Origin of the sequence: Nocardioides sp. (genome assembly GCF_050246775.1) — a bacterium.
Lineage (GTDB): Bacteria > Actinomycetota > Actinomycetes > Propionibacteriales > Nocardioidaceae > Nocardioides.
Genome location: NZ_JBFWVK010000001.1, coordinates 264,298 through 285,419 on the forward strand (window position 1 = coordinate 264,298; position 21,122 = coordinate 285,419).

Annotated in this window: 23 protein-coding genes, 1 other RNA gene and 1 riboswitch; of the genes, 6 read left to right on the top strand and 18 right to left on the bottom strand. The window is 69.1% G+C overall.

Translation table 11 applies throughout. The annotated features are described in order from the left end of the window. The first annotated feature begins 62 nt into the window (after positions 1-62). Both AB7I40_RS01320 and AB7I40_RS01325 read left to right on the top strand, forming a co-directional pair. The gene (locus tag AB7I40_RS01320; RefSeq protein WP_428346734.1) at positions 63-497 is read left to right on the top strand and encodes a MarR family winged helix-turn-helix transcriptional regulator; all 435 of its coding nucleotides are present in this window, start codon (positions 63-65) and stop codon (positions 495-497) included. After that, positions 494-1,717 (top strand): MFS transporter, encoded by a 1,224-nt coding sequence (locus tag AB7I40_RS01325; RefSeq protein ID WP_428346733.1) that lies wholly within the window; start codon positions 494-496, stop codon positions 1,715-1,717. The genes AB7I40_RS01320 and AB7I40_RS01325 overlap by 4 nt, the downstream gene beginning before the upstream one ends. A 7-nt stretch (positions 1,718-1,724) precedes the next feature. On the opposite strand, the gene AB7I40_RS01330 is transcribed toward AB7I40_RS01325, so the two are convergent. Together AB7I40_RS01330 and hppD are read right to left on the bottom strand one after the other, a co-directional pair. Beyond that, positions 1,725-2,507, bottom strand: coding sequence for an RDD family protein (locus tag AB7I40_RS01330; protein WP_428346732.1), 783 nt, complete (start codon positions 2,505-2,507; stop codon positions 1,725-1,727). A gap of 40 nt (positions 2,508-2,547) precedes the next feature. Beyond that, positions 2,548-3,777 carry a 4-hydroxyphenylpyruvate dioxygenase gene (gene hppD, locus AB7I40_RS01335; protein ID WP_428346731.1) on the bottom strand — a complete coding sequence of 410 codons (1,230 nt, stop codon included), beginning with the start codon at positions 3,775-3,777 and terminating at the stop codon, positions 2,548-2,550. Between the two features lie 80 nt (positions 3,778-3,857). On the opposite strand from hppD, the gene AB7I40_RS01340 reads away from it, so the two are divergent. Next, complete coding sequence (locus AB7I40_RS01340; RefSeq protein ID WP_428346729.1) at positions 3,858-4,355, top strand: Lrp/AsnC family transcriptional regulator; 498 nt, start codon at positions 3,858-3,860, stop codon at positions 4,353-4,355. Here the strand turns inward: AB7I40_RS01340 and AB7I40_RS01345 are convergent. The 7 genes from AB7I40_RS01345 to AB7I40_RS01375 all read right to left on the bottom strand — a co-directional run bounded on the left by AB7I40_RS01345 (position 4,331) and on the right by AB7I40_RS01375 (position 10,320). Continuing rightward, complete coding sequence (locus AB7I40_RS01345) at positions 4,331-4,966, bottom strand: IclR family transcriptional regulator (protein WP_428346728.1); 636 nt, start codon at positions 4,964-4,966, stop codon at positions 4,331-4,333. The two genes, AB7I40_RS01340 and AB7I40_RS01345, sit on opposite strands and share 25 nt — an antisense overlap. 20 nt (positions 4,967-4,986) lie before the next feature. Beyond that, the gene (locus AB7I40_RS01350) at positions 4,987-6,783 is read right to left on the bottom strand and encodes a DEAD/DEAH box helicase (protein ID WP_428346727.1); all 1,797 of its coding nucleotides are present in this window, start codon (positions 6,781-6,783) and stop codon (positions 4,987-4,989) included. Beyond that, a complete protein-coding gene (locus AB7I40_RS01355) occupies positions 6,780-7,049 on the bottom strand; it encodes a DUF3039 domain-containing protein (RefSeq protein WP_428346726.1) in 270 nt (89 codons plus the stop codon). The genes AB7I40_RS01350 and AB7I40_RS01355 overlap by 4 nt, the downstream gene beginning before the upstream one ends. 29 nt (positions 7,050-7,078) lie before the next feature. Continuing rightward, a complete protein-coding gene (locus tag AB7I40_RS01360) occupies positions 7,079-7,648 on the bottom strand; it encodes a YqgE/AlgH family protein (RefSeq protein ID WP_428346725.1) in 570 nt (189 codons plus the stop codon). Positions 7,649-7,678: 30 nt separating this feature from the next. Next, positions 7,679-8,680, bottom strand: a complete 1,002-nt coding sequence (locus AB7I40_RS01365) for a DUF3048 domain-containing protein (protein WP_428346724.1) — start codon at positions 8,678-8,680, stop codon at positions 7,679-7,681. A 118-nt stretch (positions 8,681-8,798) separates the two neighbouring features. Continuing rightward, positions 8,799-9,317 carry a C40 family peptidase gene (locus tag AB7I40_RS01370; RefSeq protein ID WP_428346723.1) on the bottom strand — a complete coding sequence of 173 codons (519 nt, stop codon included), beginning with the start codon at positions 9,315-9,317 and terminating at the stop codon, positions 8,799-8,801. 5 nt (positions 9,318-9,322) lie between these two features. Beyond that, positions 9,323-9,478, bottom strand: a riboswitch (cyclic di-AMP (ydaO/yuaA leader). An 89-nt stretch (positions 9,479-9,567) separates the two neighbouring features. Then, positions 9,568-10,320 carry an SDR family NAD(P)-dependent oxidoreductase gene (locus tag AB7I40_RS01375; protein ID WP_428346722.1) on the bottom strand — a complete coding sequence of 251 codons (753 nt, stop codon included), beginning with the start codon at positions 10,318-10,320 and terminating at the stop codon, positions 9,568-9,570. Positions 10,321-10,437: 117 nt separating this feature from the next. Here AB7I40_RS01375 and AB7I40_RS01380 point away from each other — a divergent pair, with 117 nt between their 5' ends. Beyond that, a complete protein-coding gene (locus tag AB7I40_RS01380; RefSeq protein WP_428346721.1) occupies positions 10,438-11,505 on the top strand; it encodes a phosphatase PAP2 family protein in 1,068 nt (355 codons plus the stop codon). Here the strand turns inward: AB7I40_RS01380 and AB7I40_RS01385 are convergent. After that, positions 11,472-11,882, bottom strand: a complete 411-nt coding sequence (locus AB7I40_RS01385) for an HIT family protein (RefSeq protein WP_428346720.1) — start codon at positions 11,880-11,882, stop codon at positions 11,472-11,474. The two genes, AB7I40_RS01380 and AB7I40_RS01385, sit on opposite strands and share 34 nt — an antisense overlap. Beyond that, positions 11,879-12,817, bottom strand: a complete 939-nt coding sequence (locus AB7I40_RS01390; protein ID WP_428346718.1) for a LysR family transcriptional regulator — start codon at positions 12,815-12,817, stop codon at positions 11,879-11,881. The genes AB7I40_RS01385 and AB7I40_RS01390 overlap by 4 nt, the downstream gene beginning before the upstream one ends. A gap of 93 nt (positions 12,818-12,910) precedes the next feature. Here AB7I40_RS01390 and AB7I40_RS01395 point away from each other — a divergent pair, with 93 nt between their 5' ends. Further along, positions 12,911-13,990 carry a TDT family transporter gene (locus AB7I40_RS01395; protein WP_428346717.1) on the top strand — a complete coding sequence of 360 codons (1,080 nt, stop codon included), beginning with the start codon at positions 12,911-12,913 and terminating at the stop codon, positions 13,988-13,990. A gap of 79 nt (positions 13,991-14,069) precedes the next feature. On the opposite strand, the gene ssrA is transcribed toward AB7I40_RS01395, so the two are convergent. The 7 genes from ssrA to ftsE all read right to left on the bottom strand — a co-directional run bounded on the left by ssrA (position 14,070) and on the right by ftsE (position 20,392). Further along, positions 14,070-14,439, bottom strand: a transfer-messenger RNA (tmRNA) gene (gene ssrA, locus AB7I40_RS01400). A 128-nt stretch (positions 14,440-14,567) separates the two neighbouring features. Continuing rightward, positions 14,568-15,428, bottom strand: a complete 861-nt coding sequence (locus AB7I40_RS01405) for an amidohydrolase family protein (RefSeq protein ID WP_428346716.1) — start codon at positions 15,426-15,428, stop codon at positions 14,568-14,570. Continuing rightward, on the bottom strand, positions 15,428-16,813 hold the full coding sequence (locus AB7I40_RS01410) for a M15 family metallopeptidase (protein ID WP_428346715.1): 1,386 nt from the start codon (positions 16,811-16,813) through the stop codon (positions 15,428-15,430). The genes AB7I40_RS01405 and AB7I40_RS01410 overlap by 1 nt, the downstream gene beginning before the upstream one ends. A 42-nt stretch (positions 16,814-16,855) precedes the next feature. Further along, on the bottom strand, positions 16,856-17,332 hold the full coding sequence (gene smpB / locus AB7I40_RS01415) for an SsrA-binding protein SmpB (RefSeq protein WP_428346714.1): 477 nt from the start codon (positions 17,330-17,332) through the stop codon (positions 16,856-16,858). Positions 17,333-17,376: 44 nt separating this feature from the next. After that, entirely contained in the window at positions 17,377-18,651 is a 1,275-nt protein-coding gene (locus AB7I40_RS01420) for a murein hydrolase activator EnvC family protein (RefSeq protein ID WP_428346713.1), read from the bottom strand. A gap of 110 nt (positions 18,652-18,761) precedes the next feature. Continuing rightward, positions 18,762-19,673, bottom strand: a complete 912-nt coding sequence (ftsX, locus tag AB7I40_RS01425) for a permease-like cell division protein FtsX (RefSeq protein WP_428346712.1) — start codon at positions 19,671-19,673, stop codon at positions 18,762-18,764. A gap of 29 nt (positions 19,674-19,702) precedes the next feature. Further along, positions 19,703-20,392: a cell division ATP-binding protein FtsE gene (gene ftsE / locus AB7I40_RS01430; protein WP_428346711.1), complete on the bottom strand. Its 690-nt coding sequence runs from the start codon at positions 20,390-20,392 to the stop codon at positions 19,703-19,705. Positions 20,393-20,478: 86 nt separating this feature from the next. Here ftsE and AB7I40_RS01435 point away from each other — a divergent pair, with 86 nt between their 5' ends. After that, complete coding sequence (locus AB7I40_RS01435) at positions 20,479-21,120, top strand: hypothetical protein (protein WP_428346710.1); 642 nt, start codon at positions 20,479-20,481, stop codon at positions 21,118-21,120. Positions 21,121-21,122 lie beyond the last annotated feature (2 nt).

The window sequence follows — 21,122 nt, forward strand, 5'->3', positions numbered from 1 at the left end:
GGTGGCCCACACGGCTTGGTGCTGCTCGCATTTAGATAGGTTTCCGATGTAACCTCGGCTGCGTGTCCGATGAAGTGCATGATCTCAGCGGAGAGCTGGTCGTCTACGCCGCCCGTCTGGTGCGCGCAGTCCGTCGCCTGAGCGACTCCCCCGGCGCCGCGATCCGGGTGATCTCGCTCCTGGACGAGCACGGGCCCCTCGGGGTCGGCGAGCTCGCCCGGATCGATCGCTGCAGCCAACCGACCATGTCGGGTGCCGTGAACTCCCTGGTCCAACGCGGCTGGGTGGCGAAGACACCCGATCCCGACGACGCCCGGGCCACCCGGGTCACGATGACCGAAGCCGGTCGCACCGAGCTGTCCCGGGTCCGCAGCCTCAACGCGGACGCCGTGGCCGCCCGGTTCGCGACGCTGCCCGACCACGACGTCCGCGATCTCGCCACTGCAGTGGCCGTGTTGCGCGACCTGCTGCCCCACCCCACGGAAGGGTCCCTGTGAACAGCCCTCAGCCTTCGTTCTTCGACCAGCCCCGCGCCGTGTGGGCGGTCGCGTTCGCCTGCGTCATCGCCTTCATGGGCATCGGTCTGGTCGACCCCATCCTCAAACCGATCGCCGACGAGCTCGGCGCCTCGCCCAGTCAGGTGTCGCTGCTGTTCACCAGCTACATGGCCGTCATGGGTGTGGCCATGTTGATCACCGGGGTCGTGTCCTCACGCATCGGGGCCAAGCACACCCTCCTCGTCGGCCTCGCGCTCATCATCGTCTTCGCCACCCTGGCCGGAGCCTCTGACTCGATCGGCGCCATCGTCGGCTTCCGGGCCGGGTGGGGTCTGGGCAACGCCCTGTTCATCGCCACCGCGCTGTCGACCATCGTGATGGCAGCGCGCGGCTCCACCGCTCAGGCCGTGATCCTCTTCGAGGCCGCCCTCGGCCTCGGCATCGCCATGGGCCCGATCGTCGGCGGTCAGCTCGGCTCGATCTCCTGGCGCGCCCCGTTCTTCGGGGTGGCGGTCCTGATGACCATCGCCCTGGTCGCGACCGCCGTCTTCCTGCCCCGGACCCCGGTGGCCGCCCGACGTACCTCGATCGTGGAGCCCTTCAAGGCCCTGCGCCACCGCGGCCTGCTCACGATCGCGCTGACCGCCCTGTTCTACAACATGGGCTTCTTCACGCTGCTCGCGTTCACGCCCTTCCCCCTGGCGATGTCCGCCTCCCAGGTCGGCTGGGTGTTCTTCGGCTGGGGCATCCTGCTCGCCATCACCTCGGTGTGGACGGCGCCGGCCCTGCAGCGTCGCTTCGGCACCGTGCCGAGCGTGATGGGCGCTCTCAGCCTGTTCGCCCTCGACCTGATGATGATGGCGGTGTTCACCGACTCCCGAGCCGTGCTGGTCCTCGGCGTGGTGCTCGCCGGCGCCTTCCTCGGGGTGAACAACACCCTCATCACCGAGGCTGTGATGGGCGCCGCGCCGGTCGAACGACCGGTCGCCTCGGCGGCGTACTCGTTCGTCCGGTTCTCCGGCGGCGCGATCGCGCCGTACGCCGCCGGTCGACTGGGCGAGGAGGTCAGCATCCACGCGCCGTTCTGGATGGGCGCTGCCGCCGTTCTGGTCGGTCTGGCGATCCTGACCGCCGGTCGCGGACACCTGAGCGGACTGCCCGCTCCCGGGGCCCACAGCCGTCGCGAGGCCGAGGCACTGGCCGCGGCGGACGCAGCCTGAGCTGGGCTCAGTAGACCCGGACCACGTTGGTCCTGGCGAGCTTGTCGTGCAGCGCCTGGCGCTTGCCGTCCCACAGCGGCCACAGCCCGTCGAGCCACGGATAGAGATAGGCGACCAGGCCGACCACCGGCAGGAACCCGAGGACGCCGACACCGAACTGCCCCGTCCACCGGACCAGGATCGTGCCCCACGGCAGCGGTCCGGGACGCTCACGCAGCCTGACCTGGAGCCCCAGCATCATCTTGCCCGGAGTCGCGGCCCGCCAGGCCAGGAAGCCCCCGTGGTAGAGCAGGCTGACCAGGTAGCCGATGACCGCGATCGCGAGGAAGGGCTCCCAGAGCGCCGAGAACATCTCCGAGTCCGTCGGCATCACCGGGTTCTGCACCCCGCGATCGGCCTGGGCGAGGACGTCGTCGACGACCACGCGCACGTAGTCGAAGACCTGTCGCCAGTAGGGCAGCGACACCAGCGCGGAGACCAGGATCGTGACCAGGCTGTCGATCAGGTAGGCCGCCAGTCGTCTCCCCCACGACCCGATCGGCTGACCATCGGGCGTCAGGCGCGGCCCGGCGGCCACCACCGGCTGCTGGCCGTTGGGATAGCCGCTGTACGACTGAGGCTGGACCTGGACCTGGACCTGCCCCTGGTCAGCCTTCTCCAGCGTCACCGGCTGGGGGGCGGCCTGCATGTGGGCCGTCCAGTTGCGGCCGTCCCACCAACGCAGTCCGGGCTCGATGCCGGGCGGGGTGGTCGACGGGTCGGGGTACCAACCGGCGGGCATCGGGCTCATGCAGCGGACCCTAACCCGCGAGCCCGCCGATCACAGGCGATCAGAGATTTCCGCGCTTGTCCTGCTCGCGCTCGATCGCCTCGAAGAGCGCCTTGAAGTTGCCCTTGCCGAAGCCGAGGGAGCCGTGGCGCTCGATGAGCTCGAAGAAGACCGTCGGTCGATCCCCGATCGGCTTGGTGAAGATCTGCAGCAGGTAGCCGTCCTCGTCCCGGTCCACCAGGATGCCGCGGCTCTGGAGCTCCTCGATCGGCACCCGGACCTTGCCGATCCGCTCGCGCAGCTCGGGGTCCTCGTAGTAGGAGTCCGGGGTGTTCAGGAACTCGACCCCGTTGGCGCGCAGAGCGTCCACCGAGGCCAGGATGTCGCCGGTGGCCACGGCCAGGTGCTGGGCGCCGGGGCCGCGGTAGAAGTCGAGGTACTCGTCGATCTGGGACTTGCGGGCAGCAACGGCCGGCTCGTTGAGGGGGAACTTCACCCGGTGGTTGCCGTTGGCCACCACCTTCGACATCAACGCCGAGTAGTCGGTCGCGATGTCGTCACCGATGAACTCGGCCATGTTCACGAAGCCCATGACCCGGTTGTAGAAGTCGACCCACTGGTCCATCTTGCCGAGCTCGACGTTGCCGACGATGTGGTCCAGCGCCTGGAACAGCCGCTTCGGCTCGCCTTCGCGCTTGGTCCAGCGTGGCGCCGCCGGGGTGTAGCCGGGCAGGTAGGGGCCGGCGTACGTCGCGCCGTCGACGACCCGCTGGACGAGCGTGTGCCGGGTCTGGCCGTACGTCGCGATGGCCGCGATCCGCACGGAGCCGTGTTCGTCGGTGAGCGTCTCTGGCTGGCGGACGACGCTCGCGCCGGCGGAGAGCGCCTGGCGGATGCACTGGTCGACGTCGGGCACCTCGAGGGCGATGTCCACGACCCCGTCGCCGTGCTGCGCGTGATGCGCCACCAGCGGGCTCTCGGGGTCCACGGCGCCGTTGATGACGAACTTGATCGAGCCGGAGCGCAGCACGAACGACTTGTGGTCCCGGTTGCCGTTCTCAGGACCGGAGTAGGCCACCAGCTCCATGCCCCAGGCGCTCGCGTAGTAGTGCGCGGTCTGGGTGGCGTTGCCGACGACGAAGACGATCGCGTCCCAGCCGGTGACCGGGAAGGCGTCATGGTCGGCGTCGTAGTCCACCAGGCCCACCAGCTGGTGCAGCTGGTCCAGGGTGAGGTCGGCCTTCATCTCGTCCATGGTCAGGGCGCCGCCGTGCGAGAGGATCTCAGTCATGGCCCAAGGGTGTCTTGAGGAGACATCCTGTGCAACAGTTGCCGCCAGCACTGGACAATATGTCTGATTGAGGGGCGGCCATGGACGCGTTGGATGGCAGATTGATCGAACTCTTCGCCCACGAGCCGAGGATCGGAGTCCTGGAGGCCTCACGGCGACTGTCGGTGGCCAGGGGCACCGTGCAGGCGCGCATCGACCGACTGGTGTCCACCGGCGTGATCAGGGGCTGGGGCCCGGACCTCTCCCCCGCCGCCATCGGCTTCCCGGTCACCGCCTTCCTGACGCTGGAGATCCGCCAGGGCAGCGGCCATGACGTGGTGGCGCGCCACCTGGCCCAGGTCCCCGAGGTGTTGGAGGCCTTCACGATCACCGGGGCCGGAGACATGTGGTGTCGCGTGGTCGCGCGGTCGAACACCGACCTGCAGCGCGTCATCGACCTGGTCCTGGGCTCCTCCTCGATCGAGCGGTCCACGACGGTGATCGCGCTGGCCGAGCAGGTGCCGTTTCGCACCCTGCCCCTGGTCGCAAGTGAAGCCGGTGCTCCAAGTGAGGCTCAGGACAGCCTGGCGGCAACCTGAGCCGCAGCTGCGCACACGCGGGGGGCGACCACGTCGAGGGCGAAGTCGCCGAGCGTGACCACTCCGACCGAGGCCTCGAGGCCGTCGACGCCGCGCACGGGTGCCGCCAATCCGCGCGCCCCGGGCTGCAGCTCACCGGTGGTGACGACGTAGGGATCGCTGCGCGCGGACCGGCCCAGCAGGATCGCCCGGCCGGCTGCGCCCTGGTCGAGGCGGTGGCGGGCACCCACCCGGTAGGCCACGTGGAAGTCGGTCCAGGAAGGCTCCACGACGGCCAGCGCCAGGGCCTGGTCACCATCGGCGATGGTCAGGTGCGCCGTGCAACCGACGGCTTCGGCGAGTTCGCGCAGCACCGGCACGGCCGTGTCGCGCAGCACGGGTTGGACCGCTGAGGCCAGGTGCAGCACCCCGAGTCCGACGTACAGGCGGCCACGGGCATCGCGGCGTACCAGCGCATGCTGCTCGAGCGTGGTGACCAGTCGGTAGACGACCGTCCGGTTGACGCCCAGCTCGGCGGCGAGCTCGGTGACGGTCAGGCCAGCCGGCGTGCCGGCCAGGACCCGGAGCACCCGCAGTCCCCGGTCCAGCGTCTGCGAGGTCTCCGTCGCCATGACGACGAGTGTAGGCCCGCTCAGGCTGTCGGTTTGATGGCCCATTCCCGGATCTTGTCCACGCGGGCGTGCAGCTGCTCGGCCGTGGCCACCGCGGCAGCCGGTCCCCCACACTCCTTGCGCAGGGCCGCATGGGTGACCCCGTGAGGTTGTCCCGTGCGGTGGTTCCACGCGGCCACCAGCCCGTTGAGCTCGCGTCGCAGCACCGCCAACTGCTCATGGGTGGTCAACTCGGCCACCGTGGGCTCGGGACGGTCCCGTTTCTGCTTGCGGGCGCGCTCGCTCTGCCTGGTGTGCAGGAGCTCGCGGACCTGGTCGGGCTCGAGGAGGCCGGGGATCCCGAGGAAGTCCATCTCCTCCTCGGAGCCGACGTGCACCTCACCTGCGTGCCCGAAGGTGGCGCCGTCGAACAGGACGTGGTCGAAGGTGGCCTCCGATCCGAGCGCCTCGAAGGCCATCTCCAGCTCCCCGCTGGCCGACTCACCGGCGTTGGCCTGGGCCAACAGGTCGTTCTCAGCGGCGAAGATGTCGTCCTCGTCGGTGATCCGACGGCCGAGCACATGGTCGCGCTCGACCTCCATCTCGGAGGCGAAGCCCAACAGCGACGGCACAGACGGCAGGAACACCGAGGCGGTCTCCCCACGCCTGCGGGCTCGGACGAAGCGGCCGACGGCCTGGGCGAAGAACAAAGGTGTCGAGGTCACGGTCGCGTAGACCCCCACCGCGAGACGGGGCACGTCGACCCCTTCGGAGACCATGCGCACCGCGACCATCCAGCGGGAGTCACCCGCACTGAAGGCGCTGATCTTCTTCGATGCGCCCTTCTCGTCGGACAGCACGACGGTGGCCGGCTCGCCGGTGATCGCCTTGAGCAGCTTGGCATAGGCCCGGGCCGAGTCCTGGTCGCTGGCGATCACCATGCCGCCGGCGTCGGGCACGTGGCGGCGGACTTCGGCGAGTCGGCGGTCGGCGGCGGCGAGGACGGCGGGCATCCACGACCCTTGGGGGTCGAGCGCAGTGCGCAGGGCCTGGGCGGTGAGGTCCTTGGTCAGGGGTTCGCCGAGGCGGGCGGCGATCTCGTCACCGGCCCGAGTGCGCCACTGCATCTCCCCGGAGTAGGCCAGGAACATGACCGGGCGCACCACGTGATCGGCCAGCGCCTGGGCGTAGCCGTAGGTGTGGTCGGCGACCGACCGGGGGATGCCGTCGTCCCCGGGGGCGTAGGTGACGAACGGGATCGGGTTGACGTCGGAGCGGAACGGAGTGCCGGTCAGGGCCAGACGTCGCGTTGCCGGGTCGAAGGCTTCGCGCACACCCTCTCCCCACGAGAGGGCGTCACCGGCGTGGTGCACCTCGTCGAGGATCACGAGGGTCTTGAACCGCTCGGTGCGGATCCGCATCGCCAGCGGGTTCACCGCGACCCCGGCATAGGTCACCGCGATCCCGACGAAGTCCTTCGAGATCTTGCCGGCTCCCGCGGAGTAGGTCGGGTCGATCGGGATACCGGCTCGTGCCGCGGCCTCGGCCCACTGGGTCTTGAGGTGGTCGGTGGGGGCCACGATCGTGATCCTGTCCACGATCCTGCGCCCGAGCAGCTCCGCAGCCACCGTGAGGGCGAACGTGGTCTTGCCCGCACCCGGGGTGGCGACGGTGAGGAAGTCGCGCGGCGAGGCCTCGAGGTAGCGCTGGAGCGCTGCTGTCTGCCAGGCCCGCAGCAGCGGAGCGGTGCCCCAGGCGGCCCGGTCGGGCCACGCAGGGGAGAGAGCGGGAGTGAGGTCGAGGTGGGCAGGATGATCGGCTGGTGGCCGTCCGCTCACTCGCCCTCTCCTCCGCCGGGCTTGCCCGGGTTGATGGACTCCCAGATCTCCTTGCAGTCCGGGCAGACCGGGAACTTCTCCGGCGCCCGACTGGGGACCCACACCTTGCCGCACAGGGCGATGACCGGAGTGCCCATCACCATGGCCTCGGTGAGCTTCTCCTTCGGCACGTAGTGGCTGAAGCGCTCATGGTCCCCCTGGTCGGTCGGGACCGTACGGCGGTCTTCGAGGACGTCGGTGTCGGTGAATCCGATGGGGTTGCTCATGATGGTCCCGAGTTTAGATCAGACGGTGGTCAGTTCAGTGCAGGGTCTGCCGGCCGGGTGGAGATCCAGGCGAGTTCGCCCGGTTGGCGGCGCAGCACCTCCCGCCACAGATCGCTGACGTCCTCGGCGAACGGGTCCTCCGGCGCGGAGTCCACGACGTACCAGCTGCCCTCGTGGATCTCGCGCTCCAGCTGCCCGGCACCCCAGCCGGCATAGCCTGCGAAGATCCGCAGCCCGTCGAGCATGCCGTCGACGAGCTCGACGGGGGTGTCCAGGTCGAGGATGCCGACGTCACCGAAGACGACCCGCCAGCCGACCGGCTCGTCGGCAGGGTCCACGAGGCGACCCACCGCGAGGGCGCCGTCGGTGCTGACCGGGCCACCTCGGTAGAGGACGTCCGGATCGGTGACCACGTCGACCCAGTCACCCAGGACCTCGATCACGGGCACCGGCGAGGGCCGGTTGAGCACGACGCCGAGCGCCCCGTTGGTGTCGGTGTCCAGGATCAGCACCACGGTGTCGGCGAAGTTGGGGTCGATCAGGATCGGGGCAGCAACCAGCAGCACTCCGGGTCGGATGCCGACGGGGTCACTGCTCATGTCACCATTCTGCCCCGACCACGGCGCGATCTACTTGAAAGTGACATCCCCGCCGTCGGTGGGCACCAGCTCGATCCAGACGTGTCCGGCTGGGATCTTGACCTCACCGCTCGCGGTGGACAGCGTCAGGTGGGCGTCGAGACCGTCCTTGGTCCAGGTCCCGCGCAGCATTTTGCCGCCGTGGAACACCATCGCGGCACCCTTGCCGGTGAAGTGCGTCTCGGGCACCGGGTTGCCGGCGGGGTCCTTGTAGCCCGCGTCGGTGGTCTTCACGCGCAGCACCAGCACGGTGTCCGGCTGGAACGAGTCGTTCTCGGGTGCGTTGGAGTTCAGCAGCTTGTAGTGCCCAGCGACGTACTTCCACTCCGAGGTGTGTGCTCCGGAGAAGCTGGCCGAGAACTTCTTGGCCTTCTGGCCACCGACCTCGGCGTCCGCCTCGCCCCACGTGAGGTAGTCGTCGGGTCGGGCCGCCTCCTGCTTGATGCCGGACGTCACCTGGCCGAGGTCGGCCATCAGGTTGTACGGCGCCGAGCGACTGCTGTCGCGACTGAAGCCCTTGGCTCCTTCGCCGAAGAAGGTGATCCCGGCGTCCTGGATCTTGCGAATCGTGACCGGGGCCGCACCGGAGGTCGCGATCACGGCGTCGACGGGCTTGACGATGCCGATGTCGCTGAACCTCATGGACCGCATCGGGCCGACCTGGGCGGGCAGGTCGGAGTAGTAGAACGCGGCCAGGCGGGTGATGCCGCCCTCGACCAGCTCCTCCACGACGAGGTCTGCCTTGCTGAGGCCGGCCTGCAACTCCGAGCCCGAGTTGTCCACCTTGGCCACGACGACCGGGTGGTCCAGGGCGGGATCCTCACCGGCCTGCGCCGGGAGTCCGGTCAGGGGCCAGGTGCTCTCGAAGCTCTGCCCGCCGGCCGTCGACTGCGGGTCGGGGGTGTCGCTGGACTCCTTGTCGTCACCGCCACAGGCGGCGAGCAGCAGGCTGGCGGCGGCAATCAGGGCAATGGACAGGCTTGCGCGGCGCACAAGGGCTCCTCAACATCGAGTGAAACGGTCTACTTCAAACATGGTGAAGGCGCGCCGGTGGAATCTGGGGAGGCGCGCCTTCACATCAGGGTAAGTGACCGCTTTCGGCCATCGGCTCTCAGCGTCGCAGGGAGCGCCCGAACCAGGCCTTCGTCCACGGGTGGCGACGGTGCACGCTGGTGCCTGGGCGCTGGGAGTCCAGCATCACCACGGCGCCGCGCTTCGTGCGGTGCAGGAAGATCGCGGCGTGGTAGACGTTGCCGCCGTCGTGGAAGAACATCAGGTCGCCGCGGCGCAGGTGGGACTTCTTGACCCGGTGGCCCCAGCGGGCCTGGGCGTCGGAGGTCCGCGGGACCTTGCGGAAGCCCGCCTTGCGGAAGCTGTAGTTCAACAGCCCGGAGCAGTCGAACGCCCGCGGTCCGGCGGCGCCGTACCGGTAGCGGTCGCCGATCTGGCGCACGGCGACCGAGACGGCGCGGTCGATCCGAGCCGCCCGCAGTTGGGCGCTGGACTGGGTGGCGGCGGCCCGGTGGCCGGCAGCCGGTGGGGCGCTGGCGGTGCTCGGGGTGCTGAGGGCGAGAAGGCCGACCAGCACGAAGGGCAGCACGACGAGGCTGCGAAGTCGAGAAACAGGCATGGCGAAGCGTTCCTTTCCCGCGCCTGTGAGGTGAGCTGTCGGGTTGGAGCTGGAAAGTGCTCCGGCATGATCTGCCTTCACCCCGAGCGGTCGCTGTCACCAGCGACCGCGTGGAACCTGTGGGTCCCCCACTCCTGCCCAGACTGCTGCTACGGGAACGCTCCGGACGGGCAGGACTCGGCGAAGCCCGAAGCGTGCCGGCACTGCGCCGACCCCGCAGCGTAGGCATGCGGAGCCGGCGAAATCCAACTCAGAGCGTGGCGCCACCGTCGACGTAGAGGGTCTGGCCGGTGATGTAGGACGCCTCGTCACTGGCCAGGAAGGCCGCCGCGGCGGCGATGTCGTCAGGGAAACCGACCCGGCGAACCGGGTTGCGTTCGGCTGCCGCGGCCCGGAAGTCCTCGACGTCCATGCCCACCCGGGCAGCCGTGGCGTCGGTCATGTCGGTGGCGATGAATCCAGGGGCGACGGCGTTGGCGTTCACGCCGAAGGGACCCAGCTCGATGCCCAGGGTGCGGGTGAAGCCCTGCACACCCATCTTGGCTGCCGAGTAGTTCGCCTGCCCACGGTTGCCGAGGGCCGACACGCTGGAGAGGTTGACGATCTTGCCGTACTTCTGCGCGACGAAGTGCTTCTGGGCTGCCTTGGTCATCAGGAACGCACCCTTGAGGTGGACACCCATGACCAGGTCCCAGTCCTCCTCGGTCATCTTGAAGAGCAGGTTGTCACGGGTGATGCCGGCGTTGTTGACGAGGATGTGGATCCCACCGAGCTCGGCGACGACCCGGTCCACGGCTGCCTCGACACTGGCGGCGTCGCTCACGTTGCAGCCGATCCCGATCGCGGTGCCCTCGATGCGGGCGGCGGCGTCGGCGGCCTGAGCCTCGTCGAGGTCCAGGATGGCGACTGCGGCGCCCTCGGCGGCGAAGCGCTGGGCTGTGGCGAAGCCGATGCCGCGGGCGGCTCCGGTGATGACGGCAACTCGATCGTCGAATCGACCCATGTTCGTGTCCTCTGCTCCTGTTCGGCGAGCCGACGGCTGTCCGCGGCGACGCCTCACTCTAGGACTGGGGCGTAATCAGTTCGGCGTCCGGCCCCCGAGGCATCTACGATATGTGCAATGGGCAAGCCAAACTTCTTCTTCGCCGGAGTGGCCGCCGGACTTCTTGCGGTGGCCATGGCGCTGGTGGCATTTGCCTACGACCTCCCGATCCGTGATCCCGACGGCGCCGGCATGCCGACGTACGTCCGGTTGCCGGCCATCTTGTTGCTCGCCTTCCTGATCGACGTGGTGCCGCGTGCGATCAGCCGGCACTGGCCCTCCCCGATGGCGATGCTGCGTGGCTGTGCCGAGGTGACCCGGGAACGGTGGGGGCCGCGACACCTCTTCTTCGCGTTCTCCGGCCTGGGGGTGTGGTACCTCGCGTACGTCGCCTTCCGCAACCTCAAGAGCTACGTGCCCATGGTCAACGACAACCTGTGGGACACCACCCTGGCGCGCTACGACCGGATCCTGTGGCTCGGCAACGATCCGGCGAGCGTGCTGCACTCCGTGTTCGGCACCGGCTGGGCGGCCCAGTTCTTCTCCTTCGTCTATATCGCGTGGATCGTCCTGGTCCCGGTGACGTTGGCCGTTGCCCTCATGTGGACGCGCCACGTCAGCGCGGGCGCGTGGTTCGTGACCGCCGTGACCCTCGACTGGGTGGTGGGTGTCGCGATCTACTTCGCGGTGCCGACGGTGGGGCCGATCTACTCCGACCCAGGGCAGTTCGCCGGCCTGTCCCACACCGCCGTGTCGGGTCTCCAGGAGTCGATGATCAACGACCGGATCGAGGTCCTCGCCGACCCGCACCACACTCAGGTGGTGCAGACGATCGCCGCCTTCGCCTCACTGCACGTCGGGATCATGGTGACGATCTGCCTGATCGTGCACTTCATCGGCCTGCCGCGCTGGCTCAAGATCGCCAGCTGGGTGTTCCTCGCCCTGACCGTCCTGGCCACCGTCTACCTGGGCTGGCACTTCTTCGTCGACACGATCGCCGGCGCGGCAGTCGGTGCGTTCACCGTGTGGGTGGCCGCCCTGGCCACGGGCAACCACGAGCGTGGCTGGCCGAAGCTCGTCGTCCGTGCCGAGGACCGCCCTGAACCTGCCAGTCAGTCCAGCGCGACGCGCAACCTCTCGGCGTAGTCGCGCGACTCGTCGGCGGCGTACTTCGTGCGCGGCCAGAAGAAGCCTCGCAAGCCGTCACCCTTCGTGCGCGGTACGACGTGCAGGTGCAGGTGTGGGACCGACTGGCTGACGGTGTTGTTGATCGCCACGAACGAGCCTTGAGCGCCGAGAGCGACGATCATGGCGCTGGCCAGTCGCTGTCCGGCCTCCATGAACCCGTCGCGCAGCTCAGCGGGCAGGTCAGGAAGCGTCAGCACGTGCTGTCGTGGGATGAGCAGGACGTGACCCTTGAAGACCGGGCGCAGGTCGAGGAAGCCCACGAAGTCGTCGTTCTCAAGCACCCGGTCGGCATCGGCGGCACCCGAGGCGATGGCACAGAACACACAGTCGCTCACCCTGCGAGGCTAGTGGAGTGCGCCCCCCGGGCGATGGCCACCAGGTCGCGGACGGGGCCTGCTGCGGGAGTCGCCGAGCCCACCCAGACGGCCCGGAAGGTGCGCCTGAGCATCAGCCCGGTGGTCGGGACCTCGGCCAGCTGACCGGCCGCCAGGTCGCGTTCGACCACTCGTCGGCTCAGGAACGCCGGCGCCGAGCCGGCCCGGACGGCCTCGCGCACGGCGGTCGCGGTCGTGAGCTCCACGCTCGGAGCGGCCATCGCGAGCCGGTGCCGATCGAGCGCCGCCTCCACGACCTGCCGGGTCCCCGACCCGGCTTCGCGGCTCGTCAGCGCCAGCTCGGAGATCTCCTCGGGCGTGATCGCGGTGCGGCGCCGGGTCAGCGGACTGCCGGGCGGCGCCACCAGGACCAGGTCATCGTCGGCGATCTTCGCGGAACGGAGCTGGGCCGGCGCCGTGAGCCCCTCGACGAACCCCAGGTGGGCGCTGCCCTCGCGCACCGCCTGCGCCACCTGCTGACTGTTGGTCGCGGTCAGGCTGACCGCTGTGGGACGCAGTCCTCCGGCCACCTGACGCTGGCGCAGCAGCACCAGCCAGCGCGGCAGCAGAGTCTCGGCGACCGTCATGCTGGCGTGCACATTGAGGTCGCGACCACGCTCGGCGCGCAGTCCCTCGATAGCGGTGTCGAGCTCGTCGGCGACCTCGAGCAACTGACCTGCCCACTCCACCAGCACGACCCCGGCCGCGGTCAACCGCGATCCGCGCGCTCCTCGCTGCAGCAGGGTGAGCCCCACCTGGGCCTCGACGGCCCGCAGCCGCTCCGACGCGGCCTGCTGGGTCACCCCCGCCTCCCGGGCGGCTGCTCCGATGCTTCCGTGCCGGGCCACCCCGACGAGCAGTCGTAGGGCGGGAAGGTCGGGAACATGAGTGGTCACAGGCTCAACCTTACGCTGGCCACAGGTTCTTCCTGTGGACACACAGGGATGAGTGGACTACTCAGTCCGCACGAGCCCGGGGAGGCTGGACCCATGACCACCTACGCCCCCGCGACGCCCGGCAGGGCGGCCCTCGCGTGCATCGGCCCGAATTGGTTCGCCTCGGTCATGGGCACCGGCATCGTGGCCATCGCCGGCGCCACTCTCCCCTTCGACATCCCCGGACTCACGGTCGCCACGACCGGCCTGTGGCTGCTGGCCGGCCTGCTGCTGGTGGTGCTCGCCACGGCCACGCTGCTGCAGTGGGCGTTGCACCCGGAGGTCGCCCGGGGCCACCTCCACGACCCGGTGCTCGCGCACTTCTACGGCGCTCCGGCCATGGCGCTCCTGACGGTGGGGGCCGGATCGCTGCTCGTCGGCACGCCCGTGCTCGGGGACCGGCTCGCCGTGGGCGTCGCCGGCACGCTCTGGGTCCTGGGTACGGCGCTCGGCCTGGCGACAGCGGTGCTGGTGCCCATCCAGGCCTTCACCACCCACCCCGTCGACGCCGACAGTGCCTTCGGGGGATGGCTGATGCCCGTCGTCCCGCCCATGGTCTCAGCGGCCACCGGCCCGCTGCTGATCCCCCATCTGCCCGCGGGCCAGTGGCAGCTCAGCCTCCAGCTGGTCTGCACGATGATGTTCGGACTGAGCCTGGTGGCCAGCCTGGTGATCATCACCCTGATCTGGAGCCGGCTCGTCCAGCACAAGGTGGGTGCCGCGGCCGCCGTTCCGACCCTGTGGATCGTGCTCGGCCCGCTCGGTCAGTCGATCACCGCCGCCCACCACCTGGGGGCGACGGCGCCGTACGTGCTGGACGCGCCGTACGGCAGCGCCTTCGGCGCCTTCGCGCTGGTCTACGGGCTCCCGGTGTGGGGCTTCGCTGCGCTGTGGTGCGCGCTGGCGCTTGCCCTGACCGTGCGAACGGTGCGCGACGGACTGCCGTTCACCCTCACCTGGTGGTCGTTCACGTTCCCGGTCGGGACGTTCGTGACCGGCACCTCGGGGCTGGCCCAGATCACGCAGGCGGTGTTCCTGCAGGTAGCCGCAGGGGTCCTGTACGCCGCCCTGGTGGTGGCGTGGGCCGTGGTGGCCACCCGCACGCTCAATGGCGTCCGCCGAGGCTCGCTGTGAGAGGCAACAACGACAACGTGGTTGATCGCAGTCACTGGGTGACTGCGATCAACCACGTTGTCGTCTTCAAGAGGTGATCAGGTGGAGCTGGCGGGAATCGAACCCGCGTCCTCGAGCGTCGAACCAGGTCTTCTCCGGGTGCAGTCAGTGATGTCGTTTTCTCGGCCCCGGCGCTCGCACTGACACGTCGCCGACAGGCCCAGTCACGGAAAAGTCCCGATCAACCTCCGCGACGCGGATTGATCAGCAAGCCTTCTAGATGAGGCCAGGATCCGGGACGAAGGCAGATGCCCGGTCTGACCCTTCGATCACTGCTCAGGCAGCGAGAGCGAAGTCAGTGCGCTTAGAGTTGGCACTTGTAGTTTCCAACGAACGTTAACGAGATGACGTTGGCTTCTCGACCCGCTTCCCCTGGAACAGATCGTCCCAAGTCGAAACCGATCAGCCCCTCTTGAATTGTCAAGCGATGGTCTCGACAAGCTCGACCACCGAGGTGGACCAAGCTCGACCACCGAGGTGGACCAAGCTCGACCACCGTTGTTCACTCTAGTCGGTCCAACCGCCATTGCCGCATCCGTTATTCCGCGAACAGCGCCGCGGCGTTCTCCCAGCAGACCGCGCGCAGCCAGTCGTCGCCCAGACCGATCCGCTCCAGCGACTCCAGCTGGTGCTCGTAGGGATAGGGGATGGTCGGGAAGTCGCTGCCCAGCAACACCTTGGAGCCCAGGTCACGCAGTCGCGGCAGCAGGTCGGAGGGGTACGGCGCCGCCTCGCTGAAGAAGTCGGTGAACACCATCGTGGTGTCGAGATGGGTGCGTTCGTAGGTCTCGGCCAACGTCAGGAACTCGGCGTACTCCGGTGCGCCCAGGTGGGCCACCACCGCCGTGAGCCGGGGGTGGCGCTCCAGGACGCGGCGTAACGGGTCGGGGCCGGTGAAGGCATTGCCGACCGGGCCGGACCCGGCGTGGATCACGATCGGGGTGCCAGCATCGGCCAGCGTGGCCCAGACCTCATCGAGCAGCGGGTCATCGAGCAGGAACTCGCCCACCTGCACGTGGATCTTGAACACCTCGACACCGCCCTCCACCAGGTCGGCGACGTAGCGGGCGGCCTCAGGTTCGGGATAGAACGTCGCCGACCACAGGCACTCCGGAACTCCGGCCGCGAACTCCCGTGCCCAGTCGTTGAGGTAGCCGGCGATGCCCGGCCGATGGGCGTAGGGCAGCGCGGTGAACCGACGCACGCCGAACGAGCGCAGCTGCTCGACGCGCTCGGCATGGGTCCCCCGGTAGCGGATCGGCCAGGGTCGGCCGATCTTGGCACCGGCCTGGTCGAAGACCGCATAGACCTTGCGCTGCACCGGCTCAGGCAGGAAGTGCACGTGGACGTCGAAGAGTCCCGGAAGCCCCAGCCGGTCGGCCAGCGCCGAACCGGGCATCAGTCGCACGCCTCGCAGCCGGGAACGACCAGGACGCGGCCGTTGGCGGCCGGAGCGTCGAAGTGCTGGGTGTCGCCGAGCCCGTAGGTCCACCGCAGGTCATGGGCGGCCATGATCTCGACCACGGGATGCGAGCGGCTGCGCCAGGCCACCCGCGGGTGCGAGTGCCCCTGCCACCAGGAGTTGGGCACCAGTCCGGTCGCCGACCGGTAGGGGTTCTCCCAGGTGTTGACGTCCAGCGAACGCCCCCAGCTGTGCGGCGAGCGCACCCCGGGCTTGTTCACGACACTGCGGCAGTTGAAGGCCGAGGTGTTGCCCGCGGCCATGGACCGGTAGTCGTTGCCCCCGTGCAGACGCTTCGAGTAGCCGAACCGGTCCACGGGATAAAGCGAGCGGAGCGGGAGTCCGCGCCGATACATCTCCGACAGGGCTCCTGCCATCTGCTGGACGGCGTCCGCGTTGGCCACCAGGGCGCCCCGGCGACGGTAGCCGTCGTAGTCCCAGTAGTTGATCGTCAGGTAGCGCAGCCCTGCGCGGCCGACCGGGCAACCACGATGCCAGGACACCCCCGTCATCCGCGACCACACCGGATCGGGGATCCGGCTGACCTGGGCGTTGGCACCGCCGCCGGTCGCCCGTGGCTGCGCAGGGACCTGCACGCGAGGACTCGGCGCCGCAGCCGGCAGAGTGACCGGCCGATTGGGCGGCAGGTTGTCGATGCGCCGCACACCGCTGGCAGCACCCTCCACCCAGTCCAGGGCGGCTGCCCGCAGGCGCCACCGGGTGTCCACTCGGGGGGTGATCACCAGCTGCGCCCGCCCTTCGGCCCCGGTCCGCAGCGTGGCGGCCAGCGTCCAACTGCCACCGGGAGCCCTGCGCTGCACCCGGACCGCGCCGGAGACCGGCAGCCCGCTGCGAGTCGCCCACCGGATCCGCAAGGTGGCCGAGCGTTCATCCACCACTGACGCGGGGGCCCCGAGGGTGAGAACGCTCGCGCGACGCTTCAGCGCGACACCGACCGCGGGTGAGCTCGACGCGAGGTGGTCCGCGTCCCCGGCGTACGACGCCCGGAAGACGTTGTCGGCCGCGACCTTCGAGAGCACCGAGGACAGCCGGGCCTCCCCCGCCTGGTCGGTGACGACGCTGCCGATGACGTTCCAGACTCCGCCGGTGCGCCGCTCGATGCTCACCTGCGCGCCGGTGACGGGGGCGGAGGTCGAGTCAGTCAGGCCGATCTGCAGGACGGAGGTGGCATCGGCGTACACCGAGGAGCCGGTGAGACTGACGGTGGTCGGCAGCGGTTCCGCGGCGTACGCGGGGAGTCCACCACCCAGCACCAGGATGATGGGAAGGACAACAGCGGTAACAACGGACCCGAGAGACATACCGGACATCCTGCCTGACAGCAGGGAAGTATCCGAACCGAGTCAGTCCATGCCCTTCAGTCGTCGGCCGATCGCCTGCTGCGTCTCGCGGGTGGCCTGGCGCTCGGCCAGGGAGTGCCGCTTGTCCCACGACTTCTTGCCGCGAGCCAGGGCGATCTCGACCTTGGCCCGCCCGTCGTTGAAGTAGATCGACAGCGGGACGATCGTGTAGCCCTTGTCCCCGACCTTGCGCTCGAGCTTGTCGATCTCGGCCCGGTTGAGCAGCAGCTTGCGCTTGCGCCGGGCGGAGTGGTTGGTCCAGGTCCCTTGGGTGTACTCGGGGATGTGCACCCCGTGCAGCCACACCTCGTGATCGTCGATCTCGGCGAAGCCGTCGACCAGGGAGGCGCGCCCGGCACGCAGGGACTTCACCTCGGTGCCCATGAGCACCATGCCGGCTTCCCACGTGTCGTCGATGTGGTAGTCGTGACGCGCCTTCTTGTTCTGCGCCACGAGCTTGCGGCCCTTCTCCTTCACCATGCCCCCAGTCTCTCAGGCGCGGCAACGAGTTTGCGCAATCGCGGCTAGGAACCGATCCACTTCATCGGGTCGACGGGGTTCCCGTTGACCATCACCGTGAAGTGCAGGTGACAGCCGGTCGACCAGCCGGTGGTGCCGACGTACCCGATGGTCTCGCCGCGCGAGACCCGCTCACCCACCGAGGCCCGGTAGCCGCTGAGGTGGTTGTAGATGACCGTGACGTTCTTGCCGTTGTAGTTGCCCAGGCTGACGTAGAGCCGGTTGCCCCAGACGTCGGAGTAGTACTCGTCGGTGACCGTGCCGTTGGCCACGGCCCACAGGCTCTGCCCGCAGCCAGCCCCGAAGTCGGTGCCGTCGTGCAGGCTGTAGTAGCCGTAGATGGGGTGGACCCGATAGCCGTACGGCGAGGTGATCGGTCCACTGACGGGCATGTTGAACAACCCGTCGGTCCGCCCGTTGTAGCCCGATCCCTTACGGGCGGCCGCTGCGGCGGCAGCAAGGATCCGCTGCTTGATGCGGTTCTCCCGTGCCTTCAGCGCGGTGAGCTTGGCCTGGTCGGCGCGCCGGGCGCTGCGCGCCTCGGTCATGGCGTCGGCACGGGCGGCCACCGAGGCACGCACGGACGAAGCCGCGCTCTCGGCCTCCTCCTCGAGTCCCTGCATCTGCGTCAGGTGCGCAGCCGCTTCCCTGCGACGCTCGGCCACCTCACGCTTGGCGGCCTCGATCTGGGTCTCGCGGACGGTCAGGAGCACCTCGGCAGCCGCGAGGTCGTCGTAGGCCTGGTTCTCCTGGCCCACCACGGTGTCCATCAGGGACAGCCGGCGTGTGATGTCGGCCGGGTCCTTCGAGTCCAGCACCGAGACCAGGCCGAGCAGGCGCGGGTCGCCCTGCTGGTAGTAGTCGGTGACCTGGTTGACGACGTCGGTGCGCTGGTCCTCCACCTGGGCCTGGCCCACCTCGAGGTCGTGACGAGCCGTCTCGAGCCGTTCCTCGGCAGCCTGCAGCCGCTCCTGCATCTGCTGGTCGAGCAGGCGGGCGGCGCTGACCTTGGCGCGCGCCGTGGCCAGGACGTCCTGGGCGGTCGCCAACTGGGCCCGGGCGGCCACCAGCTTCGCCGTGGCGGCGCGCAACTGCGCACTCGATTCCTCGAGATCGCCGCTGGCGGCCTTGAGGTCGTGCTTGACCTGCTTCTGCTCAGCCTTGAGGTGGTCGTCGTCCTGAGCGGACGCTAACGGGTTCGCCAGCAACGCGAGGACCATCGCACCGGCAACGGTGACGACAGCCGCATGGCGTCGTTGGGCGCGGGGGAAGAAGCGCACCGGGTCTGCCTTTGGTTGTTCGGGGAAGTGAACACCTCGACGTTAACCGAGCACGCGCCCGCATCCGGGCATTTGCGGTGGGGCACGTGTGTCGGATGTGACCCGAGTGCTCAGACCTTGAGGTACTTGCGGGTCAGCACCAGGGTCGGCAACAACGTGAGCAGCGGGCCGAGCACGGCGATGACCACCACCGAGAGCAGGTAGGACTCGACCCCGATCCACGGCATGAAGCCCAGGCTGCTGGCCAGGACGTCACGCACGCCGAACCCCCACAGCGCGCCGAGGGCGCCGGCCGCCAGCAGTACGCCGAGCGCGGCCGTGACCAGGGCCTCCAACAGGAACGGCAGCGCGATGTAGAGGGTCGAGGCGCCGACCAGTCGCATGATGCCGATCTCGCGTCGGCGGGCGAAGGCCGCCAACCGGATCGTGTTGCCCACCAGCAGCAGCGCCGCCACGACCAGGAAGCCCGAGATGAGCCAGGCTCCCCACGTCAGCACCGAGATCGAGTCGTAGATCGGTTTGAGCACGTCGCGCAGGTCCCGGGTGTCCGACACTCCGTCGAGCCCCTGGACGGCACTGAGCACACCCTCGAACTCACGAGGGTCCTTCAACGTGATCCAGACCGATTCCGGCATCGCCTCGGCGGTGACCGGGGAGTTGGGTCCGTCGAACTTGCCGGGTTCGAAGAGCGCCTTCACCTTCTCGAAGGCCTGCTCCTTGGACTCCACGTGCCAGGCCGAGACCTCGGGGTTCTCCTCCACGACCTGCTCGATCGCGGTCTTCTGCGCATCGGTGACCTCACCGGCACAGCGCGGGTTCTCGTCCTGGTCCTTGCACAGGAACACGGTGATCTGGAGCTCGTTGCCCCAGTTGTCAGCCGCCTTGGCCGCCTGCTGCTGCAGGAGCACACCCGTGCCCACCAGGGTGAGGGAGACGAACAGGGTCAGGATCACGGCGACGTGCATCGACAGATTTCGTCGCAGCCCCTGACCGAGCTCGGAGAAGACATAGCGCAACTGCATGTGAACCTCTTGCTATCGGGGAAGGAGCGTCACTTCTGGAAGCCGTAGACGCCCTGGGTCTGGTCTCGGACGACACGGCCGTCCTCGAGTTCGATGACGCGCTTGCGCATCTGGTCGACAATGGAGGAGTCGTGCGTGGCCATCACCACCGTGGTTCCGGTGCGGTTGATCCGGTCGAGCAGCTTCATGATGCCCACCGAGGTGGTCGGGTCGAGGTTTCCGGTCGGCTCGTCCGCGATCAGGATCATCGGCCGGTTGACGAACGCCCGGGCGATCGCGACCCGCTGCTGCTCACCACCGGAGAGCTCGTCGGGCATCCGGTCGCCCTTGCCGTCGAGCCCGACCAGCTCCAGGGTCTCGGGAACGATGGCGTTGATGTGCGAGCGGGGCTTGCCGATCACCTGCAGCGCGAACGCGACGTTCTCACTGACGGTCTTGTTGGGGAGCAGCCGGAAGTCCTGGAACACGGTGCCGATCTGGCGACGCAGGCCGGGCACCTTCCACCCGGCGAGCCTGTTGATCTCCTTGCCGGCGACGTAGACCCGACCGGTGCTGGGACGGTACTCACGCAGCACGAGGCGCAGGAACGTGGACTTGCCGGAGCCGGAGGTGCCGACGAGGAAGACGAAGTCGCCCTTCTCGATGTCGACAGACACCTGGTCGAGGGCGGCCCGAGCTTGGCCGGGATAGGTCTTGGTGACCTTTTCGAAGCGAATCACTGGATTGAGGTTAGTCGACCCATGGGCACCGAGCCGGGAGGCGGCGTGTCCGGTCGCGCCGCGCAGCGTGGCATACCCTCGACGCCATGCGTCTCTCCGCAGCGACCGCCCTGCTGCTGGCCCTCGGCGGCCTGGCCGCCTGCACCGGTTCGGGGGACGGCCCGAAGGACGACGGAGCCGAGCGGCCGGCCGGCACACCGACCCCCAGCGCCACTCCCCTGGCTGGCTTCGACACGGCCTCGGTGGTCGTCGCGCGCGACGACTTCTGCAGCCTCGTCCCCGAGCTCGCGGTGGAGCAGACGCTCGGGGGGCCGTTCGCCTCGACCACCGACTACGTCAACGGGGAGCGCGCGCCGATCACCCCGAAGGTGCGCGATGTCGCCCACGAGTACAGCTGCACCTGGGTCGCGGAGGACGGCACCACGGCGCGGGCCTGGGTGTTCGCACCCCCGGTGACTCCCAAGGCGGCCCGGGGGTTGGTGCGCGACCTGCGTGACCAGCGACGATGCGACACGCCTGACGCCCCGGACTTCGGCACGCCATCGGTGGCCACGGTGTGCACCTCGGACACCGGGCTGGAGGCCGCCTTCCACGGGCTGTTCGTCGACGCCTGGCTCAGCTGCTCGCTCACCGGGGCGCCCGGCACCGGTTCGGCACTGCTCGATCGCACCGGTCAGTGGTGTGTGCAGGTGGCGCAGTCGATCGACCAGGCCAGCCAGTCGTCCTGACC